The organism is Cellulophaga sp. HaHaR_3_176 (assembly GCF_019021925.1).
Taxonomy (GTDB): domain Bacteria; phylum Bacteroidota; class Bacteroidia; order Flavobacteriales; family Flavobacteriaceae; genus Cellulophaga.
In genome coordinates, this window is sequence record NZ_CP058990.1 from 1751919 (window position 1) to 1771131 (window position 19213).

Annotated in this window: 17 protein-coding genes; 10 read left to right on the plus strand and 7 right to left on the minus strand. The window is 29.7% G+C overall.

The window, feature by feature from the left end; translation table 11 throughout:
- The first annotated feature begins 108 nt into the window (after positions 1-108).
- From H0I23_RS07650 to H0I23_RS07675, 6 genes are all read left to right on the plus strand, one after another.
- On the plus strand, positions 109-840 hold the full coding sequence (locus H0I23_RS07650) for a LytTR family DNA-binding domain-containing protein (protein ID WP_216785867.1): 732 nt from the start codon (positions 109-111) through the stop codon (positions 838-840).
- A gap of 140 nt (positions 841-980) precedes the next feature.
- The gene (locus tag H0I23_RS07655; protein ID WP_216785868.1) at positions 981-1133 is read left to right on the plus strand and encodes a hypothetical protein; all 153 of its coding nucleotides are present in this window, start codon (positions 981-983) and stop codon (positions 1131-1133) included.
- 84 nt (positions 1134-1217) lie between these two features.
- A complete protein-coding gene (locus H0I23_RS07660; RefSeq protein ID WP_216785869.1) occupies positions 1218-3302 on the plus strand; it encodes an ATP-binding protein in 2085 nt (694 codons plus the stop codon).
- Positions 3303-3309: 7 nt separating this feature from the next.
- The gene (locus H0I23_RS07665; RefSeq protein WP_216785870.1) at positions 3310-3978 is read left to right on the plus strand and encodes a response regulator; all 669 of its coding nucleotides are present in this window, start codon (positions 3310-3312) and stop codon (positions 3976-3978) included.
- 147 nt (positions 3979-4125) lie between these two features.
- Positions 4126-4791, plus strand: a complete 666-nt coding sequence (locus tag H0I23_RS07670) for a hypothetical protein (protein ID WP_216785871.1) — start codon at positions 4126-4128, stop codon at positions 4789-4791.
- Between the two features lie 298 nt (positions 4792-5089).
- Positions 5090-8368 (plus strand): two-component regulator propeller domain-containing protein, encoded by a 3279-nt coding sequence (locus H0I23_RS07675; RefSeq protein ID WP_216785872.1) that lies wholly within the window; start codon positions 5090-5092, stop codon positions 8366-8368.
- Positions 8369-8454: 86 nt separating this feature from the next.
- Here H0I23_RS07675 and carB read toward each other — a convergent pair whose 3' ends face one another.
- Both carB and rpmH read right to left on the minus strand, forming a co-directional pair.
- Complete coding sequence (gene carB / locus H0I23_RS07680) at positions 8455-11307, minus strand: carbamoyl-phosphate synthase large subunit (RefSeq protein WP_216785873.1); 2853 nt, start codon at positions 11305-11307, stop codon at positions 8455-8457.
- Between the two features lie 102 nt (positions 11308-11409).
- A complete protein-coding gene (gene rpmH, locus H0I23_RS07685; RefSeq protein WP_013548937.1) occupies positions 11410-11577 on the minus strand; it encodes a 50S ribosomal protein L34 in 168 nt (55 codons plus the stop codon).
- 206 nt (positions 11578-11783) lie between these two features.
- On the opposite strand from rpmH, the gene H0I23_RS07690 reads away from it, so the two are divergent.
- Entirely contained in the window at positions 11784-12299 is a 516-nt protein-coding gene (locus H0I23_RS07690) for a DUF2892 domain-containing protein (RefSeq protein ID WP_216785874.1), read from the plus strand.
- A 56-nt stretch (positions 12300-12355) separates the two neighbouring features.
- Here the strand turns inward: H0I23_RS07690 and H0I23_RS07695 are convergent, their stop codons facing one another.
- Together H0I23_RS07695 and H0I23_RS07700 are read right to left on the minus strand one after the other, a co-directional pair.
- Complete coding sequence (locus H0I23_RS07695) at positions 12356-13306, minus strand: lytic transglycosylase domain-containing protein (protein WP_216785875.1); 951 nt, start codon at positions 13304-13306, stop codon at positions 12356-12358.
- 29 nt (positions 13307-13335) lie between these two features.
- Positions 13336-14013, minus strand: a complete 678-nt coding sequence (locus H0I23_RS07700) for an alpha/beta hydrolase (RefSeq protein WP_216785876.1) — start codon at positions 14011-14013, stop codon at positions 13336-13338.
- A gap of 148 nt (positions 14014-14161) precedes the next feature.
- Between H0I23_RS07700 and H0I23_RS07705 the strand changes: the two genes are divergently transcribed.
- The gene (locus H0I23_RS07705) at positions 14162-14455 is read left to right on the plus strand and encodes a GNAT family N-acetyltransferase (protein WP_216785877.1); all 294 of its coding nucleotides are present in this window, start codon (positions 14162-14164) and stop codon (positions 14453-14455) included.
- Positions 14456-14489: 34 nt separating this feature from the next.
- Here H0I23_RS07705 and mtaB read toward each other — a convergent pair whose 3' ends face one another.
- The 3 genes from mtaB to H0I23_RS07720 all read right to left on the minus strand — a co-directional run bounded on the left by mtaB (position 14490) and on the right by H0I23_RS07720 (position 17335).
- Positions 14490-15818, minus strand: a complete 1329-nt coding sequence (mtaB, locus tag H0I23_RS07710; protein WP_216785878.1) for a tRNA (N(6)-L-threonylcarbamoyladenosine(37)-C(2))-methylthiotransferase MtaB — start codon at positions 15816-15818, stop codon at positions 14490-14492.
- Between the two features lie 2 nt (positions 15819-15820).
- Complete coding sequence (locus H0I23_RS07715; RefSeq protein ID WP_216785879.1) at positions 15821-16996, minus strand: GlmU family protein; 1176 nt, start codon at positions 16994-16996, stop codon at positions 15821-15823.
- 87 nt (positions 16997-17083) lie between these two features.
- Entirely contained in the window at positions 17084-17335 is a 252-nt protein-coding gene (locus H0I23_RS07720) for a type B 50S ribosomal protein L31 (protein WP_216785880.1), read from the minus strand.
- Positions 17336-17499: 164 nt separating this feature from the next.
- On the opposite strand from H0I23_RS07720, the gene H0I23_RS07725 reads away from it, so the two are divergent.
- Together H0I23_RS07725 and H0I23_RS07730 are read left to right on the plus strand one after the other, a co-directional pair.
- On the plus strand, positions 17500-18000 hold the full coding sequence (locus H0I23_RS07725) for a DUF4199 domain-containing protein (protein WP_216785881.1): 501 nt from the start codon (positions 17500-17502) through the stop codon (positions 17998-18000).
- Between the two features lie 229 nt (positions 18001-18229).
- Complete coding sequence (locus H0I23_RS07730) at positions 18230-19204, plus strand: glycosyltransferase family 2 protein (RefSeq protein ID WP_216785882.1); 975 nt, start codon at positions 18230-18232, stop codon at positions 19202-19204.
- Positions 19205-19213: the final 9 nt, after the last annotated feature.

Below are 19213 nucleotides of genomic sequence, written 5' to 3' on the forward strand. Positions count from 1 at the left end.
TTAATTAATTATCAAATAGTTAAATCATAAAAACCATAAAAATTCTATGGTTTTTGTATAGTCTGTTCTAATATAGGAGCTGTAATTTTACATTTTAAAACCTATATTATGGAGTATGAATACACTATTATAAATTCAGATGCATCTTCTAGTCATGAATTAAGGTCTCAGTTATCAAATTTCTCTGAATTTATTTGCGCTGGTGTTTCTAACAACTGCACAGATGGTTTAAATTTAATATTAAAAGAAATACCTGAAATTGTATTTATTAACCTCTCTAAAGATAGCATTAGTTGTTTTTCGATGATTGCTGAGCTACATCAATATCTAAAATGTACACCCCTAATAATAGGCTACTCGAACACTAAAGACCAAGCATATGATGCTATAAAAAATGGTTTTTTTGATTACTGGATACTTCCTTTGAATGAATTTGATATCAGAAAAACATCTTTTAGGCTTCAAAAAACTCAATTAAAAGTAGAAAATCCTTACACGACACTCTGCCTAAAATCTTATCGAGATTATAGATATATTGATACTAATGAGATTATGTATTTAAAAGCTGATAATAACACTACCGATGTAATCATGAAAGATGGATCGATTATAAATGCCTATAAAACACTAAAAACTTTTGAAAATAGATTACCTAATAATTTTATAAGAATACACCAAAGCTATATTTTAAATACAAATTACATAAGCAGAATTAACTATGGAAAATCTATTTGTGCTTTAAAAGGAGAAACTCAACTACCTTTTTCAAAATCGTATAAAGAGAATATTGATAGTTTAAAAAAAACATTAACCAAAAGTACAATAACCACATTAAATTAAGATAATTCTTACAAATTATGTACATATACTCGTAAAGGTACATCATTAACTAACAAACATTTTTATGTAATAAAAACACTACGCTGTCCGATTAATTTTGATACCAGATAATTTACTAATCAATTAATATCAAAATAATTATGAAAAAAGTAACAGCAATTTTAGCAGTAGTAGTTTTAAGTTTAGGAATGCTTTCTTGTGAATCAGATGCCAATCAAGACGATGATCAAGTTTATGTAGATTCATTAAATTCTTGTGATGATTGTGGTGAAGTGACTACAAAAGGTAATTAATAGTTCAAAATATTCATAATAGAAAGCTTTAAATAAATCATTTATTTAAAGCTTTTTTTTTATCTTGTTGTTTTAAATAAATCAATGAGAACAACTAAAGTTATATTTCCTTGCGGGTTTATTTATATAATTTTTTCTGTAATTTTTATTTCTTGTGGAAAAAAAGAAAAGTTATCTCAAGAAAAGGTTACTACTCAAATTAATCAAGATTCTCTCTACACACTTATCGAAAGTAGTACTAACTCTGACTTTGATTTAGAGCAACGAAAAAAAATAGCAAAAGAAGCTGCTCACAAAATTAATTTGATAACTACTGATTCTATTCAGTTAAAACATTTATCTAATTTATCTTACAAATCAATTAATTTAAAAGATTCTTTATTTTTTAGAACTATAAATAAACAAACTATTGTTTTAGCCAAAAAACAAAAAGATTCTATTGCATTAGCAGAAGCTTATTGGGATTTAGGTATTTTTTTAGATAATACCAAATTAATTGATAGCACCTATTATTATTATAATGAAGCGCTAACCATATATATAAAAAGAAATAAAAAGAAAACTGCTTTTTTATATATTGGTATAAGCTCCATTCAACGAAAATTAGGAGACTATGCAGGTGCCGAACAAACAACAATTAAAGCTCTAGAAATTTTTAAAGAATCAAAAAATTTTTTAGGAATGTCTAACAGTTATAATAGCTTAGGGTCTATAACACATTCCTTAGGAGATATAAAAAAAGCGATTCAATATTATGAACAAGCTAGTAGTTATTTAGATTCTATACCTAAAGACATGTCTTATAATAGAATATTCATCACTAACAATATAGGTGTATCTAATATGCTGTTAAATCAATATGGAGAAGCCGAAAATAGTTTTAATAAAGTCGTTAATTTTAAAAATTTAAGAACCTTAAACCCTGAATTCTTAGCAAAAGTCATGGTTAATTTGGCCAATGCAAAAAAAAAGCAGCTTAGTACAGAGGATTTAGAACCTCAATACTTAGAAGCTATCGCTATTACACGTGAATATAATAATACATTTAGTGAAGCTACTTCAACAGGTTATTATGCACAATATTTAGCTTATAAAAATGATACTTTAAAATCTAAAAAAATAGCTACTAAAGCATTAGCATTGTCAGAAAATTCTGAGAATTTCGAGAGCTTACTTAGAACGTTAGATTACCTAACTTTAATTGATAAAAAAAATGCATCTATATATGCTCAAGAATATTTTGTTGTAAATAAAAAATTACAAGAAGACGAGCGTAAACTAAGAGATAAATTTGCACGAATACGTTTTCAAACCGATGAATTTATAGAACGTAATCAACTATTAGGCAGGCAGAATGAATTATTAACTAGAGAAAAGCGCTTATGGAGTGCTCTTGCAGTATCAGGTTTAATAGGTATTGTAGCTATATTAATTATCGTGATACAACGTATTAAGAATAACAATCTTCGTTTTAAACAACAGCAACAAGAAAGTAATCATGAAATTTTTAACCTTCTTATGACTCAACAAGAGAAACTAGAAGAAGGTAAAAAAATTGAACAAGAACGAATTTCACAAGAGTTACATGACGGAGTTTTAAATAGAATGCTAGGCATACGCCTTGTATTAATTGGCCTTAATAAAAAAACAGACCCAGAATCAATACAACAAAGAGGACAGTTAATTAAAGAACTAGCAGACCTCTCTGAAGAAATTAGAACAGTCTCTCATGAGTTAAATAAAGCTTCATATCAAAAATTTCAAAATTTTATTGAATCTATAAAAGCTCTTATAGAAACTTTTAAAAATGGAACTGAAAATATTAATTATACCTTTACTTTTAATGATGATACTGAATGGGATAGTTTTGATACTAAAATTAAAATTAACCTGTACAGAATTTTACAAGAATGCATACAAAATTGTATAAAACATGCAAATGCAAGTCGTATTAATATTAATTTCGATACTCTAGAAAAAGATATTATTGTAATTATTAGTGATGACGGAATAGGTTTTGATGTAAAGAAAAAGAAAAAAGGTATTGGAGTTAAAAATATTACCTCTAGACTGAGTAAAATAAATGGAGATTGGCAAATTAATAGTAATCTAGGAAATGGAACTAAAATTACTCTTAAAATACCAATAGAACAATATCCAAAAGCATAGATAACTAATGAAAACAATTCGAATTTTAGCTGTAGATGACCATATTATGACCATGTTAGGTTATAAGTATATTTTAGAAGAGGCAGATTTTGATAATTTTAAAGTTGAAATGGAAACGGCAAATACCTTTGAAAAAGGTAAAGCTATAATAGAAATATCAAAAGGGGAACTAGCTTTCGATATCATTTTGCTAGACATACAACTATCGCCTATGCAAAAAGGAATTGCATCTAGCGGTGAAGATCTCGGAGTTATTGCTCGTAGGGTAAGTCCTAAATCTAAAATTGTTTTTCTTTCTTCTTTCAGCGATAACTACAGAATAAATAGCATCTTAAGAACGGTAAATCCTGAAGGATATATGGTAAAAACCGAAATTAATGAAGATGCATTAAAAGAAATGGTTGAAACCGTTTTAACAGAACCTCCTTATTATACTAAAAAAGCACTTATCGCTATTAGAAATAAAATGTCTAGTGATATTTACTTAGATGATAATGATAAAAAAATACTTTACTACCTATCTGTTGGCACAAAAACTAAAGATATGGTAGAGCATATTTCTCTTTCTCTGCCAGGAATAGAGAATAGAAAACGTCAATTGAAAGAAATATTTAACGTAGGGAAAGAAAATGACTACGCTTTAATAACAGCCGCGAAGGAAAAAGGGTTTATTTAACAGCTTATTAACACTTATATCTATTATAAACAACTAATAAACAGCATTTTAACATCAAAAAAATAAAAACCATAAAAAGTCTATGGTTTTTATATAGTCTGACCTGACATATTAAAAGTAAGTTTGTTTTAACAAATCTCTTAACATATGTCATATAAAAAAAATAACCATCGAAAAGGTATTACTTACGGTCCTTCTCAAAAAAATTTGATTGTTGGGTTAGAAGCTTTTAGACTAAAAGTAGAAAAAGAGTTTTTCTGTGTTTTTAATATTACATGTTCTAAAGGTTTAAATGAGTGTAACAACTTTATACTTGATCTGAAATTCAATTTTGAAATGTCAGAAGGATTACATTTTCTTATAAATAGAAAAATTGGAGAATTAGATTTTTGTAAAAATAAAGAATCTAATATTTTATTTTTAAATGTATTAAGTGAAATAGCAACTAAAAATAATATAGAAATTGATATTCAAGAATTGAATCTTATTTTCAATGATTCTACAATTGTTATCCATAAAATATTTAAACAAAGCATTTTTATTGAATTACATAACTTAGTATCCGAAATTTTTCAAAATCAATTATTACTTTCTCGTTATCTAGAAAAAATTCCAAATGAAATACATGTTCCTGTTTTTGAAGAGCATACTATAGATTCTGATTTTGACTTATTAAATTTGAGAATGAAAACCATAAAAAGACAAGACTATTTTGCTTTTTGGGGCTTATACTTTGATAATTGTATAGAAGCCGATATATATGATTTTGAAAATAAGCAAATTATATCTGGAGAGTTAACAATGATAAATTAAAAAATTACACATAAATAATTACACAAAGCCACTAAACCAAAAAGCCATTACAATTATTGTAATGGCTTTTTTTGTAAAAATCCCATTTTATAAAGTCATCAAACAACCTGCAACTATAATATAGTGAGTATTGCCTATTTTGCGTTTAATAAATTTTAAATTAAAAACAGCTACTCTCTTCTAAATTAAACTTTTACCACAACATACTCTTAATAGGCAACAAAAAATTTATATCATATAATTAACATTTGTAAATTGTAAGTTTTAACTTACTTTTAAAGAGGCTTATATTATTATTATGGTTTTATCAAAGCAATTTGCTGCATTAGTATTATACACTTCTTTACTGCTATTATGTTGTAAGCTTACATTTGCGCAACAAAATCAAACCTCATTATCTTTTCAACACCTACCAGGAGGTTTATCTCAAAGCTCTGCAAATGTAATTTATGAAGATAGTTTTGGATACCTATGGATTGGTACTAGAAATGGACTTAATAAATACGATGGTAAAAATTTTCGAATATATGAACAGGCTCTAGATAATAAAACAGGTCTTACCAATGGCTATATTGAAGATATTTATGAAGATGATGATAGACAATTATATATAGGTACCGTTCAGGGCTTAAATGTTTATCATCGAGATATGGATATATTAAAGCCTTATCCATTTATCGGAGAAGGTAAAAAAATAGCTTTAGAACACTTTTATTCCGTTGTTAAATCTACAGATTTTCTTTGGTTAGGAACTACTAGTAGTTTATTCAGGTATCATATTACAACAGGTAATATTAAAGAATTCAAATATCAAGAAGCAACAAGTAACGTAGAAAAAAGCAATTATTTTGTAAAAATCGTAAAACTAGATAGTGAAAAAACTGTAGTTATAATCGATAAAGACATTTGGTTATTAAATAATGAATTACAAGTTTTATCAAAACTTCACGAAAATCAAAGAATACGAAGTGTAATACAGCAAAGCTCATCAACGTTTTTAATTGGCTTACATAACGGTGAGCTAATTGAATTAAAAATCAAAAATGACAATTCTTTAAATGTAGAAAGAAAAAATATATGTAATGGTTATCCTATTTTATCACTAGCAATTGCTAATAATGGTGATTATTGGATAGGTAGTGAAAATGATGGTCTTTTTATTTACTCTAAAAGCACCAAGCAATTATCAAATTTAAAATATGATAATACAAATAACAACTCTATCTCCAGTAATTCTATTTGGTCTATATACAACAGCAAAGGCATTATGTGGTTAGCACCTTATAGAAAAGGGCTAAGCTTCTACGATCCTATTTATCATAAATTTAAACATATTAAAAATCATCCCTTTGATTCTCAATCTTTAAATAACAATAATATTAACTGCTATATTGAAGATATAAATAATAATACAGACCATCTTTGGATAGGAACAGATGGGGGCGGATTAAGCTACTGGGATAGAACTACGAATACTTTTGAAAAATACAGTTTAGATCATAAAAATCTCAATGCAAATGTAGTAATCTCTATACTTCAAGATAAAAAAAATAAACTATGGCTAGGATCTTGGGGTAAAGGAATTACAATTTTTAATCTTAAGAATAAGAATTATGAGGTATTAACTAAGGAAAACTCTTTTTTACTATCTGATAATGTATTCAATTTAAAGATGGATAGTAAAGGACGCATATGGATTGCTACTTTTTACGGAGGCTTGCAACTTTATGATCCCGAAACTAAAACACATAAAAACATAAATCTTAAAAACACTATTAATAATACTAAAGTCTCTACTATAACAAACATTTCAGAGGATACAAAAGGAAATATTTGGGTTGGAACGCAGATTTCAGGGCTTTATAAACTAGTTGAAACAAACGACGAATGGCAATTTAAAAGTTATAATAGTCAAGAGAATGAACATTTTATAAGTAACGACTTCATTAATGCTATTGTAGAAGATAGCAAGGGTACTTTATGGGTTGGCACTCAAGCTGGTTTAAACAAATATGATTACAAAACCGGTTCTTTTCAATCGATAACACGCAAGGATGGATTAAAAAATGATGCCGTAAAAGGAATTATAGAAGACGAGAATCATTTATTATGGTTAAGTACAGGTTTTGGAATTATTCAATACAATCCTGAAAATGAAGTATCTATAAATTATGATATTAATGATGGTTTACAAGGCAACGAATTCAACTCAAATTCTTTTTATAAAACCAGAAATAATGAGTTGATTTTTGGCGGTAGTAATGGTTTCAATTTATTTAAAGCAAAAAACATTAATAAAAGACAAGATAAACCTAAAGTAAATATCACCAGTCTAAAAATATTCAACAAAACAATTTACGCAGGTGATGCATCTAAAATATTAAAACGACACATCTCACAAGTAGATTCTATTACCCTATCGTATGATAATGATGTAATTAATTTTGAATTCAATGCGCTAACTTTTCGCCACCCTGATAAGGTTAACTATGCCTATTTCTTGGATGGTTTTGAAACGGACTGGAATTATGTAGGACATAAAAAAAACGCTACGTACACCAGTTTAGAACCAGGAGAATACATTCTTCGAATAAAATCAAGTAATTCTGATGGTATATGGAATAATAACGAAACAAAACTACATATTACGATTACCCCTCCATATTGGGAAACCTGGTGGTTTCGCTTACTCATAACAATTTTGTTAATTTCAAGTATCTATTTATTCCTATATCTTCGGGTTAAAAACATAAAAAAATACCAATTAACACTCGAAAAAAAGATAGACGAGCGTACTCAACAATTACAACAACAAAAGAAAGAACTTAAAAAAGTAGCTGATGAATTAATCACGAAAAATAAAGAAATTCAACGTTTTACTTTTGCTGTTTCCCATGACCTTAAAAGCCCTTTGAGCGGAATTAAAGGTATTGCAAGCCTAATTCCTAAGAAAGATTATCCTGAATTAGAAACACACCTAGATATGATTAATATTTCATGTGATACTATGAATAATCTTATTGCTGATATTACTAAAATTGCAAAAATTGGAAAAATTGAGAACAAAAATGAAATACTTGACACAAATGAAATTGTAGCACTCTCAACCACCTTAGTCAAAGGAAAATTAGAAGTCTCTAAAGTGAAACTCATAGTTGAAAATAACTTACCGAATATTTATGGCGACAGAAATAGAATTATACAAGTCTTTGGCAATCTTCTAGATAATGCCATTAAATATATGGGTGATCAAAAACAACCTGTAATATATATTAAAGCTCAAGAAAATGGAGAAAAAACACAGTTTTCTGTTTTAGATAATGGTTCTGGAATGGATGAAAGGTCTTTAAAAAAGCTTTTCACACCTTTTGAGCGATTTCATTCTAACGTAAAGGGTACTGGGCTTGGCCTTTACATGATTAAGGAAATTATTGAATCGCATAATGGTATTATCTATGCCGAGTCTGAAGGGAAAGAGAAAGGAACAACATTTACTGTTATTCTCCCAAACATTAAAAGCCAACAGATAAAAAATAAAATTAATAATGATATTATTACTAAAAATACTGATGATTAAAACTAATTTACTATAAAATATTGGCACAAAAAAAATAGCTTGAGCACATTGCCCAAGCTATTTTTAAAATCTAAAAATGTTCTTTATTATTTGCTTAAATACATTTTACGACGTGCATATAAGTTGTAAAATTCATCGTCTTTCAAACTATCAATAAATAAAATACTCTCACCAGTACTTTTCATTTCTGGTCCTAAGTTTTTATTTACATTATGGAATTTCTCAAAAGAGAATACCGGTTGTTTAATTGCATAACCTTCTAATTGAGGGTTAAAATTAAAGTCTTTCACTTTTTTCTCTCCTAACATTACTTTAGTTGCATAATTTACGTACGGCTCTTTATATGCTTTTGCTATAAAAGGCACAGTACGAGATGCTCTTGGGTTTGCTTCGATGATATAAACGGTATCATCTTTTATTGCAAACTGAATATTTATAAGACCTACTGTGTTTAGTGCTAAAGCAATTTTTTTAGTGTGATCTTTTATTTGTTGCATTACAAATTCACCCAAATTAAAAGGTGGTAACGTTGCATTAGAATCGCCAGAATGAATACCACATGGTTCAATATGTTCCATAATACCAATTATATACACATCTTCACCATCGCAAATTGCATCAGCTTCTGCTTCGATTGCTCCATCTAAATAATGATCTAGTAATAATTTATTACCTGGTATCTGTTTTAAAAGATCAATAACATGTTCTTCCAGTTCTGTCTTATTAATAACAATTTTCATTCCCTGCCCCCCTAAAACGTAAGATGGTCTAATTAATAATGGAAAATCTAACTCATCAGAAAGCGCTAGTGCTTCATCTGCTGTTTCCGCTATTCCGAATTGTGGAAAAGGAATGTTATTCTCTAATAACATTTTAGAAAAATGTCCTCTATCTTCCGCTAAATCTAAAGCAGCAAAACTAGTTCCTATAATTTTAATACCGTATTTCTCTAATTTCTCAGCAAGTTTAAGTGCTGTCTGCCCTCCTAGCTGTACAATAACACCTTCTGGCTTTTCATGAAGAATAATGTCATAAATATGCTCCCAGAATACAGGCTCAAAATAAAGTTTATCTGCAGTATCAAAATCTGTTGATACTGTTTCTGGGTTACAGTTAATCATAATTGTTTCGTAACCGCACTCTGCAGCTGCTAACACGCCATGTACACAACAATAATCAAACTCTATACCTTGTCCTATTCTGTTTGGTCCTGAACCTAAAACTACTATTTTCTTTTTATCAGTAACAACACTATCGTTAGCTACGTAGCGCTTTCCGTCGGCTGTTTCTATTTCTTCTTCAAAAGTAGAATAATAGTAAGGTGTCATAGCTTTAAATTCAGCAGCACAAGTATCTACCAATTTAAAAACTCTATTGATATTTAACGTTGTTCTTTTATTATGAACTTCACTTTCATAACAATCTAACATATGAGCTATCTGTCTATCGGCAAAACCTTTTTGCTTAGCCTCTAGTAACATATCTTTTGGTAAAGTCTCTATCGTATATGTTTCTATTTCTTTCTCTAAAACATGTAATTCTTCGTATTGCTTTAAGAACCACATATCAATTTTAGTAATTTCGTGAATTCTACTTAATGGAATACCTAATTGTATTGCATCATAAATGATAAAAACACGATCCCAACTAGGTATTGTTAGTTTACTTATAATTTTATCGTAATCTTTTAATCCTTTTCCGTCTGCTCCTAAGCCGTTTCTTTTAATTTCTAAAGATTGTGTTGCTTTATGAAGGGCTTCTTGAAAAGAACGACCAATACCCATTACTTCACCTACAGATTTCATTTGTAAGCCTAAAGTTCTATCTGATCCTTCGAACTTATCGAAATTCCAACGTGGTATTTTTACAATTACATAATCTAATGTTGGCTCAAATAAAGCTGATGTAGATTTTGTAATTTGATTATCCAACTCATCAAGGTTGTAACCTATAGCTAACTTTGTTGCAACTTTTGCAATAGGGTAGCCTGTTGCTTTTGAAGCAAGTGCAGATGAACGCGATACTCTTGGGTTAATTTCTATAGCGATAATATCTTCATTTTCATCAGGGCTTACAGCAAACTGAACGTTACATCCTCCTGCAAAATCACCAATACTACGCATCATATGTATCGCCAAATCACGCATTTTCTGATATGTTCTATCAGATAAGGTCATTGCTGGTGCTACTGTTATTGAATCTCCTGTATGAATACCCATCGGGTCCATGTTTTCAATAGCACATATTATTACTACATTATCATTTTTATCACGTAATAACTCTAATTCGTATTCTTTCCAACCCATTAGGGCTTTATCAATCATTACCTCATGTATAGGAGAAATTTCCAAACCACGACTTAATAATTCATCAAAATCTTCTGGCTTATATACTATTGAAGCTCCTGCTCCACCTAAAGTATATGAAGCTCTAATTACCAAAGGAAAACCAAATTCCTGCGCAATTTCTTTTCCTTTTAAGAATGAAGTTGCTGTGGCTTGTGGTGCCATCGGAACACCAATTTTCAACATCAACTCACGAAACTTCTCACGATCTTCCGTAATATTGATGGCATCAATATCAACACCTATAAGTTCTACTCCAAAATCTTTCCAAATACCTTTTTCATCAGCTTCAATACATAAATTTAATGCTGTTTGCCCTCCCATAGTAGGTAAAACTGCATCAATATTTGGATGTTTCTTTAAAATCTCTATAATAGATTTTGTCGTTAAAGGCTTTAAATACACATGATCTGCCATACTAGGATCAGTCATTATAGTTGCCGGATTACTATTTATTAAAATAGTTTCTATTCCATCTTCACGTAATGAACGTAAAGATTGTGAACCTGCATAATCAAATTCACATGCTTGACCTATAACAATTGGACCAGACCCAATTAATAAAACAGACTTTAAACTTTCTTTTTTTGGCATTGTAATCGTATTATATAGTGTGACTTTTTTCTAAATTAGGCAAAAAAAAAGGTGTTACTTAAAAAAAAGTAACACCTAATCTATTGAAAATCATTTCAATCATTATTTTTTATGTCTAGTTTCTGAAGATACAGTTAACTTCTTTCTTCCTTTTGCTCTTCTTCTAGCAATAACTTTTCTTCCATTTACAGACGCCATGCGTTCTCTAAAACCATGTTTATTTCTTCTTTTACGCTTTGATGGCTGATATGTTCTTTTTTGTCCGGGCATCTTATAATATCTTTAGTATCCTTTAATTCTATTCTATTTTAGTTTGGCCGATGGCTCGTCCAAAACTGGGCGCAAATATACAAAGAGTTTTTGCTTTCGCAAATCTAATTTAAAAAATATTTTAGATTGTTTTTATTACTTTTGCCAAATTCTAATTTACAAATATAAATTTATCCTTATAACACTCATAAAAATTAACTAAAAACATGTTTAATAAAATCTTTAAATTAATAATTGCTGGATTAATAATTGCATACGCTGTATACCAATTTACAGAAGGAAATATAGGTAATGGTATATTTTTAATTCTGTTTTCTTTAATTTTTATTTTTCTATACTTTAGAAACGAAATTATCTTACTTGCCTTTTTAAGAATGAGAAAGCAAGATTTAGCTGGTACAGAAAAATGGTTGTCTAAAATTAAAAACCCTGAAGCTGCTTTAACATTAAAGCAACAAGGATACTTTAACTACCTGCATGGTATTATATTTTCGCAAACAAACCTTACTACAGCTGAGAAGTACTTTAAGAAAGCCTTAAAACTAGGTTTAACGATGGATTATGATGTAGCAATGGCTAAATTAAGCTTAGCTGGTATCGCGATGCAAAAAAGAAGAAAGAGAGAAGCTACTATGTTACTTAATGAAGCTAAGAAATTAGATAAACAGAACATGCTTTCTGATCAGATTAAAATGATGAAAGAGCAAATGAAGAAAATATAAGCTTCATCTATAAAACAAAAAAAAAGCTTTAGCGAATGCTAAAGCTTTTTTTTGTTTTATTGTTTTGTGTATTGATAATAACCTTTATTCGGAATTTCAACAATATATTTTTTTCGAGAGTTATTGTTTAGGTGTGGCTCACGCAACCAAGGGTTGTGACGCTTTAGTATCTTATAATTAATTTCATATTCTTTTGCAAAATCTGCAAAATTTGTAACTGGCACATCTACTTCTACATTAAATGTTGGCACTTGCGTGTACATATCTTCTTTTGCTATATCAAAACCATATTTAGCTGGGTGAGAAAGAATTTCTTTTATGGCTAAAATTCTAAATACATAACGTCCTGTCTCCTGCCCTAACAATAAATCGTAATACGCAGCAACATCTTGTGCATTCATATATTTCTGTATACCATAAGATCCAGCATTGTATGAAGCAGCAGCCAATGTCCAATTACCAAACTTTTCTTTTGACTTTTTTAAGTACTCACAAGCAACCTCAGTAGCTTTTTCAATATGATAACGCTCATCAACATTATCATTAACTTCTAAACCATATTCTCTACCTGTTGTTTTCATTATTTGCCAAAACCCAGAAGCTCCTGCTGGAGATCTTACATTCTCTAAACCACTTTCTGCAACAGCTAAATATTTGAAATCATCTGGAATACCATTTTTTGCAAGTATAGGCTCAATAATTGGAAAATATTTATGAGCACGTTTCATTAATAAAAGTGCATTTGATTGCCAATATGTATTTACTAAAAATTCACGATCTACACGCTCCATAATTTCAGGATCTTCAAAAGGAACAGCTTCACCTGCAAAATTTAAATCTGCAGGGATATCTATAGCAGAAATTTTATAACCACCTGATTGTTGTGTTGTTGTTTTTTCTTCACTTGAAGGCTGACTCTCATCAGTAGTTTCTTGGACTGCAAATATCAATGTGCTTCCAACGAAAAGCACCCCTAAAAGCATTAATGTATTTTTCAAAAATTTCATAGCTACCATAATTTTGTGTACCAAAGATATTAAATAGAACTTGTATTTTTTAAAATAATTGTGGGAAGATGCTCATTAAACCATTTGTATCTATGAATAATCATAGTATGTGTACCCTTTGGTACTTTTATGCAGTTTTCTATGTTTTTTATAGGAAAAACAGGATCGTTATCTCCATGAATGTGGATTAAATTAAAATTATTCTTTTTCTCTTTCCAATTTACAATAATCTCAATAGACCAATCTATATATGCTTTATCTCTAACAGATAAATACTTTTCATACAAAGCCAATCGCTTAGGTACTGTTTCGCCAAATGCATACTTAGCAAGCAACTCTACATTATTGACTAAGCCTGTAGGCAGTAATTTATAAACCTTAGTCAAACTAGCAAATTTCATTCGCATAGGAAGCTCTTTTTGTAATTTTACGCTAGATATAATAATAACTTTTTTAGTCTCTATATGCATAGCCATTTCCTGTACCAACATGCCCCCAAAAGACACTCCAATCAAAACAGGATTTTTCTCTTTTATTTGTTTGCACATTTTTTTTGCATAAGCCTCAAATGATTCTCCTTTACCAGGAGCAAACCACTCTAAAAAATGCACATCGAATAGCTCTGGATCTAAAATCACGTATTGGAATATAGAAGATGCTGCTGCCAAGCCTGGCATAAAATAAACTGTAGTTTTTAAATTCATCATTTTAAGTAAACATAAGAAAACTAGGAAATTAGCAATAAAAAATGTAATTTTATGCTCTTGTTTTTTTTAAAATTATTATCTAATAAAAACTTTTACAACCCGAGAACCTGTACTTGTTTTAATTTAAAAAAACTAAAATCAAAACTATATGAATGAAGTTGAAATTAAAGACAATAGTTTTTTACGTCAGTATGAAACTAGTGTCGATAGTCATTTGGCTATAATTGAGTACTCTTCACAAGAACGTAAAGTATTCTTAACAAAGTTAATTATCCCTGAACAAATTACAAAAGAAGGTTTTAAAGAACAATTTATTGAAGCTGTTCTTGCTAATATTCAAGAAAAAAATATGCGTGTTGTACCAACGAGTCCAGAAATCGCAGGTTTTCTAAGAAAGAATAGCAGATATAAAGATATGCTTCCTGTCGGAATCAGAATCTAAAAAAATTAAAACCTCTCTTAAAGAGAGGTTTTTTTTATATTTTAATATTTTCTTCTACAAAAGAAAACCTAACAATGCCATCTTCATCAATCTCAGTAAGCTCCACTTCTTTTAATTGATTTACTAAATCTGGATTCCAAGGAGATCTTACTTTTACATAATTTTCTGTAAAACCATGTATATAACCTTCTTTATTTTCTCCTTCAAATAAAACTGTTCTCGTACTCCCTAATTGACTTTCATAAAAAGCTCTTCTCTTTTTAACTGATAAACCCCTTAGCATCTTACTTCGCTTACTACGTACATTTTGAGGCACAACATCTCCCATATCTGCAGCAACGGTATTATCTCGTTCTGAATATGTAAAAACATGCAAATATGAAATATCTAACTCATTTAAAAAATGGTATGTTTTCAAGAATAATTCATCTGTTTCTCCTGGAAAGCCAACAATAACATCAACACCAATGCACGCATGTGGCATTATTTCCTTAATTCTAGCCACTCTATCAACATAAAGCCCGCTTAAGTACCTTCTGCGCATTAATTTCAAAATCTCATCACTACCACTCTGTAATGGAATGTGAAAATGCGGTACAAAAGAATTACTTTGAGCTACAAAGTCTATTGTTTTATTTTTTAAAAGATTGGGCTCTATTGATGAAATTCTCAACCTATGTATACCTTCAATCTTATCAAGGGCTTCTACCAAATCATAAAAAGTATGTTCATGCTTTTTATTGCCGAACTCACCTTTACCATAATCTCCAATATTTACACCCGTAAGTACTATTTCTTTAATATCTTGAGCTGAAATTTCAGCTGCATTTTTTAAAACATTTTCTAAAGTATCACTTCGTGATATTCCTCTAGCAAGCGGTATTGTACAATACGTACACTTATAATCGCAACCATCTTGCACCTTTAAAAAAGCACGAGTTCTATCACCAATAGCATAACTACCTACATAAAAATCAGCATCTTCTATTTCGCAAGAGTGCACTTCTCCAAAATCATTTTTAGAAAGATCATTTATATAATCGGTAATTTTAAATTTTTCAGTTGCTCCTAAAACTAAGTCAACACCATGTACAGATGCCAACTCTTCTGGCTTCAATTGCGCATAACACCCCACAGCTGCTACAAACGCATCTGGATTTACTTTTTGAGCCTGCTTTACTATGTTTTTAAAGCGTTTATCAGCATTTTCTGTAACAGAACATGTGTTTATCACATACATATCAGCGTGTTCAGAAAAATCTACACGATCAAAACCTTCTTCTTGAAAATTTCTTGCAATTGTAGATGTTTCAGAAAAATTTAATTTACACCCTAAAGTATAAAATGCAACCTTCTTTTTCATTTTTACTCTTTTCTCCACTTTTTTGTTTCTTCAAAAACGTGTGTTAAAATTGCTTGTTCTTGAGTATCAAATTCAATTTCGCGTCTTGACATTACTATTCTGATAGTCTCAAAAGCTTTATTTTCTAAATATGTACTAAATCCAGAAGCTCCTCCCCAACTAAAACTAGGAATAAAATTTCTTGGAAAACCACCACCAAATATATTTGCACTCACCCCCACAACAGTACCCGTATTAAACATGGTGTTAATTCCACATTTACTATGGTCTCCCATCATTAAACCACAAAATTGAAGTCCTGTTTTGGCAAAACCTTCTGTTTCATAGCTCCACAAGCGAACTTCGTCGTAGTTATTTTTTAAATTCGAGTTATTTGTATCAGCTCCTAAATTACACCATTCTCCCAAAACAGCATTTCCTAAATAACCATCATGGCCTTTGTTAGAATATCCAAAAAGCACTGAATTATTAACTTCTCCTCCTATTTTTGAATACGGCCCTACAGTTGTAGCTCCGTAAATTTTAGCTCCCATTTTAACAGTAGAATAATCACATAAGGCAAAACCACCTCTTATCATAGATCCTTCCATCACCTCTGCCCCTACACCTATGTAAATAGGGCCATTAGTAGCATTTAAAATACTGCACTCTACTTTAGCTCCTTCTTCAAGAAATATATTTTGTGCATTAATTACTGAATTTGTTTCAGAAATAGGTTGACTTTCTCTTCCTTCTGTAATAAAATCAAAATCAGCCTGCAAGGCAACTGCATTTTTAGAAAAAATATCCCAAGTGTTTTCTATACGAATAACTTGACCAGAGAACTCTATAGCCTCATAAGTGTTTAAATCTACCTCTTCTTGTGTATCTTTTGAATAAAAAGCAATTACTTCATCTTCTAAAAAAATAGCTTGATTATCTGTTAACTCAGAAATCAAAGCCACCAACTCTTCATTTGGTAAAAAAGAAGCGTTAATAAGTACGTTCTCTTCCATTTCTACCATTGGGTATTTTTCCGAAAGATATTCTTCTGTAATTGTAGTTGTAGTACTTTTTAAAAAATTCTCCCACTTTTCTCTAATTGTAAATATTCCTACTCGAATATCAGCAACAGGTCTTGTGAAGGTAAATGGTAAAAGAGAATTACGAACGGTACCGTCAAAAAGTATATAATTCATTTAATCAAATTTTCTTGTAAAAATAAAAAAAGTCACACTCCGCATATTAACAGAGTGTGACTTTATTGCTAATAAAAGCGAATATTATTATTTTTCGAACTTCTTGTACTTGTTCTTAAATTTATCAATACGACCTGCAGTATCAACTAATTTAGCTTTACCAGTGTAAAAAGGATGAGATGTTCTTGAAATTTCCAATTTTATTAATGGATACTCCACACCATCAACCTCTAATGTTTCTTTTGTATCAGCCGTAGATTTTGTAAGAAAAACGTCTTCATTAGACATATCCTTAAATGCAACTAATCTATAATTCTGTGGGTGTATATCTTTTCTCATTTGTAAAAAACTTTGTAACGTGTATTTTTAGAGGTGCAAATTTAAGTTTTTTTCTTAAACCTACAATTTTTATTACTAAAAAAATACAAAAAAATAAAAACTCTACTTCTATAGAAGTAATTAAAGGCTATTTTTGCGCATTCAATCACAAAAATAAGCAGAAATTGGAAACAAATAATTCATCTTCTATTAAAAGTTTAGTAATACCATTTGCAATTATAGCAGGAATAGCTAGGGTTATATTAGATGTGTTGCCAAAAGTACTCTCATCAGGATCATTATTTTACTATTCGACCTTTTTAATTGCTTTTTTACTTGAAATAGTTGCTATCGTTTTTTTAATAAAAAAATACAAAGCTTTAAGTAATGGAGAGTTATCACTTAAAGACGCCATAAGTGTTGGATTAACTTTTATGCTTATCGTTGGTATTTTCTTTGCTACAAGTTCATATATATATGATACTTACATAGATACTGATTTTCAAATAAACACAGCTTTAGAATGGGCTGAACGTTACGGGAAAACACAAGAAGTGCAAGAAAAAATTAATGGCGATCCTGACAAAAACGGAGCTATCTTTGGTATTTTCACTAGCATACTAATGTTTTCTTTTATTGGTTTTGTTGTTTCAATACTTGCAGGAAGCATATTTAGAACTAAATAAAATTCCAATACTCAAAAAATTATATTCAATTTTAACGTTTACTAGAACAATAGTAAAATTAAATTAATTAAAAAGTAAAAGCACTCCATGTTAGATTTCAAATTTAACGAGTATAATCTTAAATTTGAGATTATACCATTACCCTTATTCATGGATTAATTATGAAGAAAGAAAACACCAGTATTTAAGCTCAAAATTGTATTTTTGAATATATTTTCAGAAGTTATACATGAATTTATCGATTATCATACCCCTTCTTAACGAAGAAGAATCATTGAATGAACTACACAATTGGATTGTTTCTGTAATGGAAAGCAACAATTTGACCTATGAAATTATTTTTATAGACGATGGTAGTACTGATAATTCATGGCAAGAAGTAGAAGAACTCTCTAACACCAACCCTTTTGTAAAAGGTATCCGTTTTTTAAAAAACTTTGGTAAATCTCAAGCTCTACATGCTGGTTTTAAAAAAGCTGAAGGTGATGTCGTAATTACGATGGATGCAGATTTACAGGACAATCCTGACGAAATTCCAGAATTATACCGATTAATTAAGGACGAAAAATATGATTTAGTTTCTGGTTGGAAGAAAAAAAGATACGATTCTATCTTAAGTAAAAACATGCCTTCTAAGTTATTTAACTGGGCTGCACGTAAAACATCAGGTGTCAATCTAAACGATTTTAATTGCGGCCTAAAAGCCTTCAATAAAATAGTTGTAAAAAATATAGAGGTATCTGGTGAAATGCATCGTTATATACCTGTACTTGCTAAAAATGCTGGTTTTTCAAAAATAGGAGAAAAAGTAGTCCTTCATCAAGCTCGAAAATATGGCAAAACAAAATTTGGAATGGAACGTTTCATTAACGGTTTTCTAGATTTAATTACCATCTGGTTTATTTCTAAATTCGGAAAGCGCCCTATGCATTTATTTGGTGCACTTGGTGTTGTTATGTTTTTGATAGGGTTCGGTTTTTCTATCTACTTAGGAATAGATAAATTAGCAATTAATAAAACAGGTCGATTAATTACTGATAGACCTCAATTTTTCTTAGCCTTAATAGCAATGCTTATGGGTTCTCAATTATTCTTAGCTGGCTTTTTAGGAGAAATTATGGTTCGATCTAGAAAAAATGAAACTCGTTATAAAATATCAGAAGAAATAAACATTTCTACTTTAGAAAATCAAATTTCTTTTTAAACTAATTAT

Bases quoted from the DNA above. Each gene is read 5' to 3' on its own strand.
- H0I23_RS07650 (WP_216785867.1), top strand. From the start codon at position 109: ATGGAGTATGAATACACTATTATAAATTCAGATGCATCTTCTAGTCAT.
- H0I23_RS07655 (WP_216785868.1), top strand. From the start codon at position 981: ATGAAAAAAGTAACAGCAATTTTAGCAGTAGTAGTTTTAAGTTTAGGA.
- H0I23_RS07660 (WP_216785869.1), top strand. From the start codon at position 1,218: ATGAGAACAACTAAAGTTATATTTCCTTGCGGGTTTATTTATATAATT.
- H0I23_RS07665 (WP_216785870.1), top strand. From the start codon at position 3,310: ATGAAAACAATTCGAATTTTAGCTGTAGATGACCATATTATGACCATG.
- H0I23_RS07670 (WP_216785871.1), top strand. From the start codon at position 4,126: ATGTCATATAAAAAAAATAACCATCGAAAAGGTATTACTTACGGTCCT.
- H0I23_RS07675 (WP_216785872.1), top strand. From the start codon at position 5,090: ATGGTTTTATCAAAGCAATTTGCTGCATTAGTATTATACACTTCTTTA.
- carB (WP_216785873.1), bottom strand. From the start codon at position 11,307: ATGCCAAAAAAAGAAAGTTTAAAGTCTGTTTTATTAATTGGGTCTGGT.
- rpmH (WP_013548937.1), bottom strand. From the start codon at position 11,577: ATGCCCGGACAAAAAAGAACATATCAGCCATCAAAGCGTAAAAGAAGA.
- H0I23_RS07690 (WP_216785874.1), top strand. From the start codon at position 11,784: ATGTTTAATAAAATCTTTAAATTAATAATTGCTGGATTAATAATTGCA.
- H0I23_RS07695 (WP_216785875.1), bottom strand. From the start codon at position 13,306: ATGAAATTTTTGAAAAATACATTAATGCTTTTAGGGGTGCTTTTCGTT.
- H0I23_RS07700 (WP_216785876.1), bottom strand. From the start codon at position 14,013: ATGATGAATTTAAAAACTACAGTTTATTTTATGCCAGGCTTGGCAGCA.
- H0I23_RS07705 (WP_216785877.1), top strand. From the start codon at position 14,162: ATGAATGAAGTTGAAATTAAAGACAATAGTTTTTTACGTCAGTATGAA.
- mtaB (WP_216785878.1), bottom strand. From the start codon at position 15,818: ATGAAAAAGAAGGTTGCATTTTATACTTTAGGGTGTAAATTAAATTTT.
- H0I23_RS07715 (WP_216785879.1), bottom strand. From the start codon at position 16,996: ATGAATTATATACTTTTTGACGGTACCGTTCGTAATTCTCTTTTACCA.
- H0I23_RS07720 (WP_216785880.1), bottom strand. From the start codon at position 17,335: ATGAGAAAAGATATACACCCACAGAATTATAGATTAGTTGCATTTAAG.
- H0I23_RS07730 (WP_216785882.1), top strand. From the start codon at position 18,230: ATGAATTTATCGATTATCATACCCCTTCTTAACGAAGAAGAATCATTG.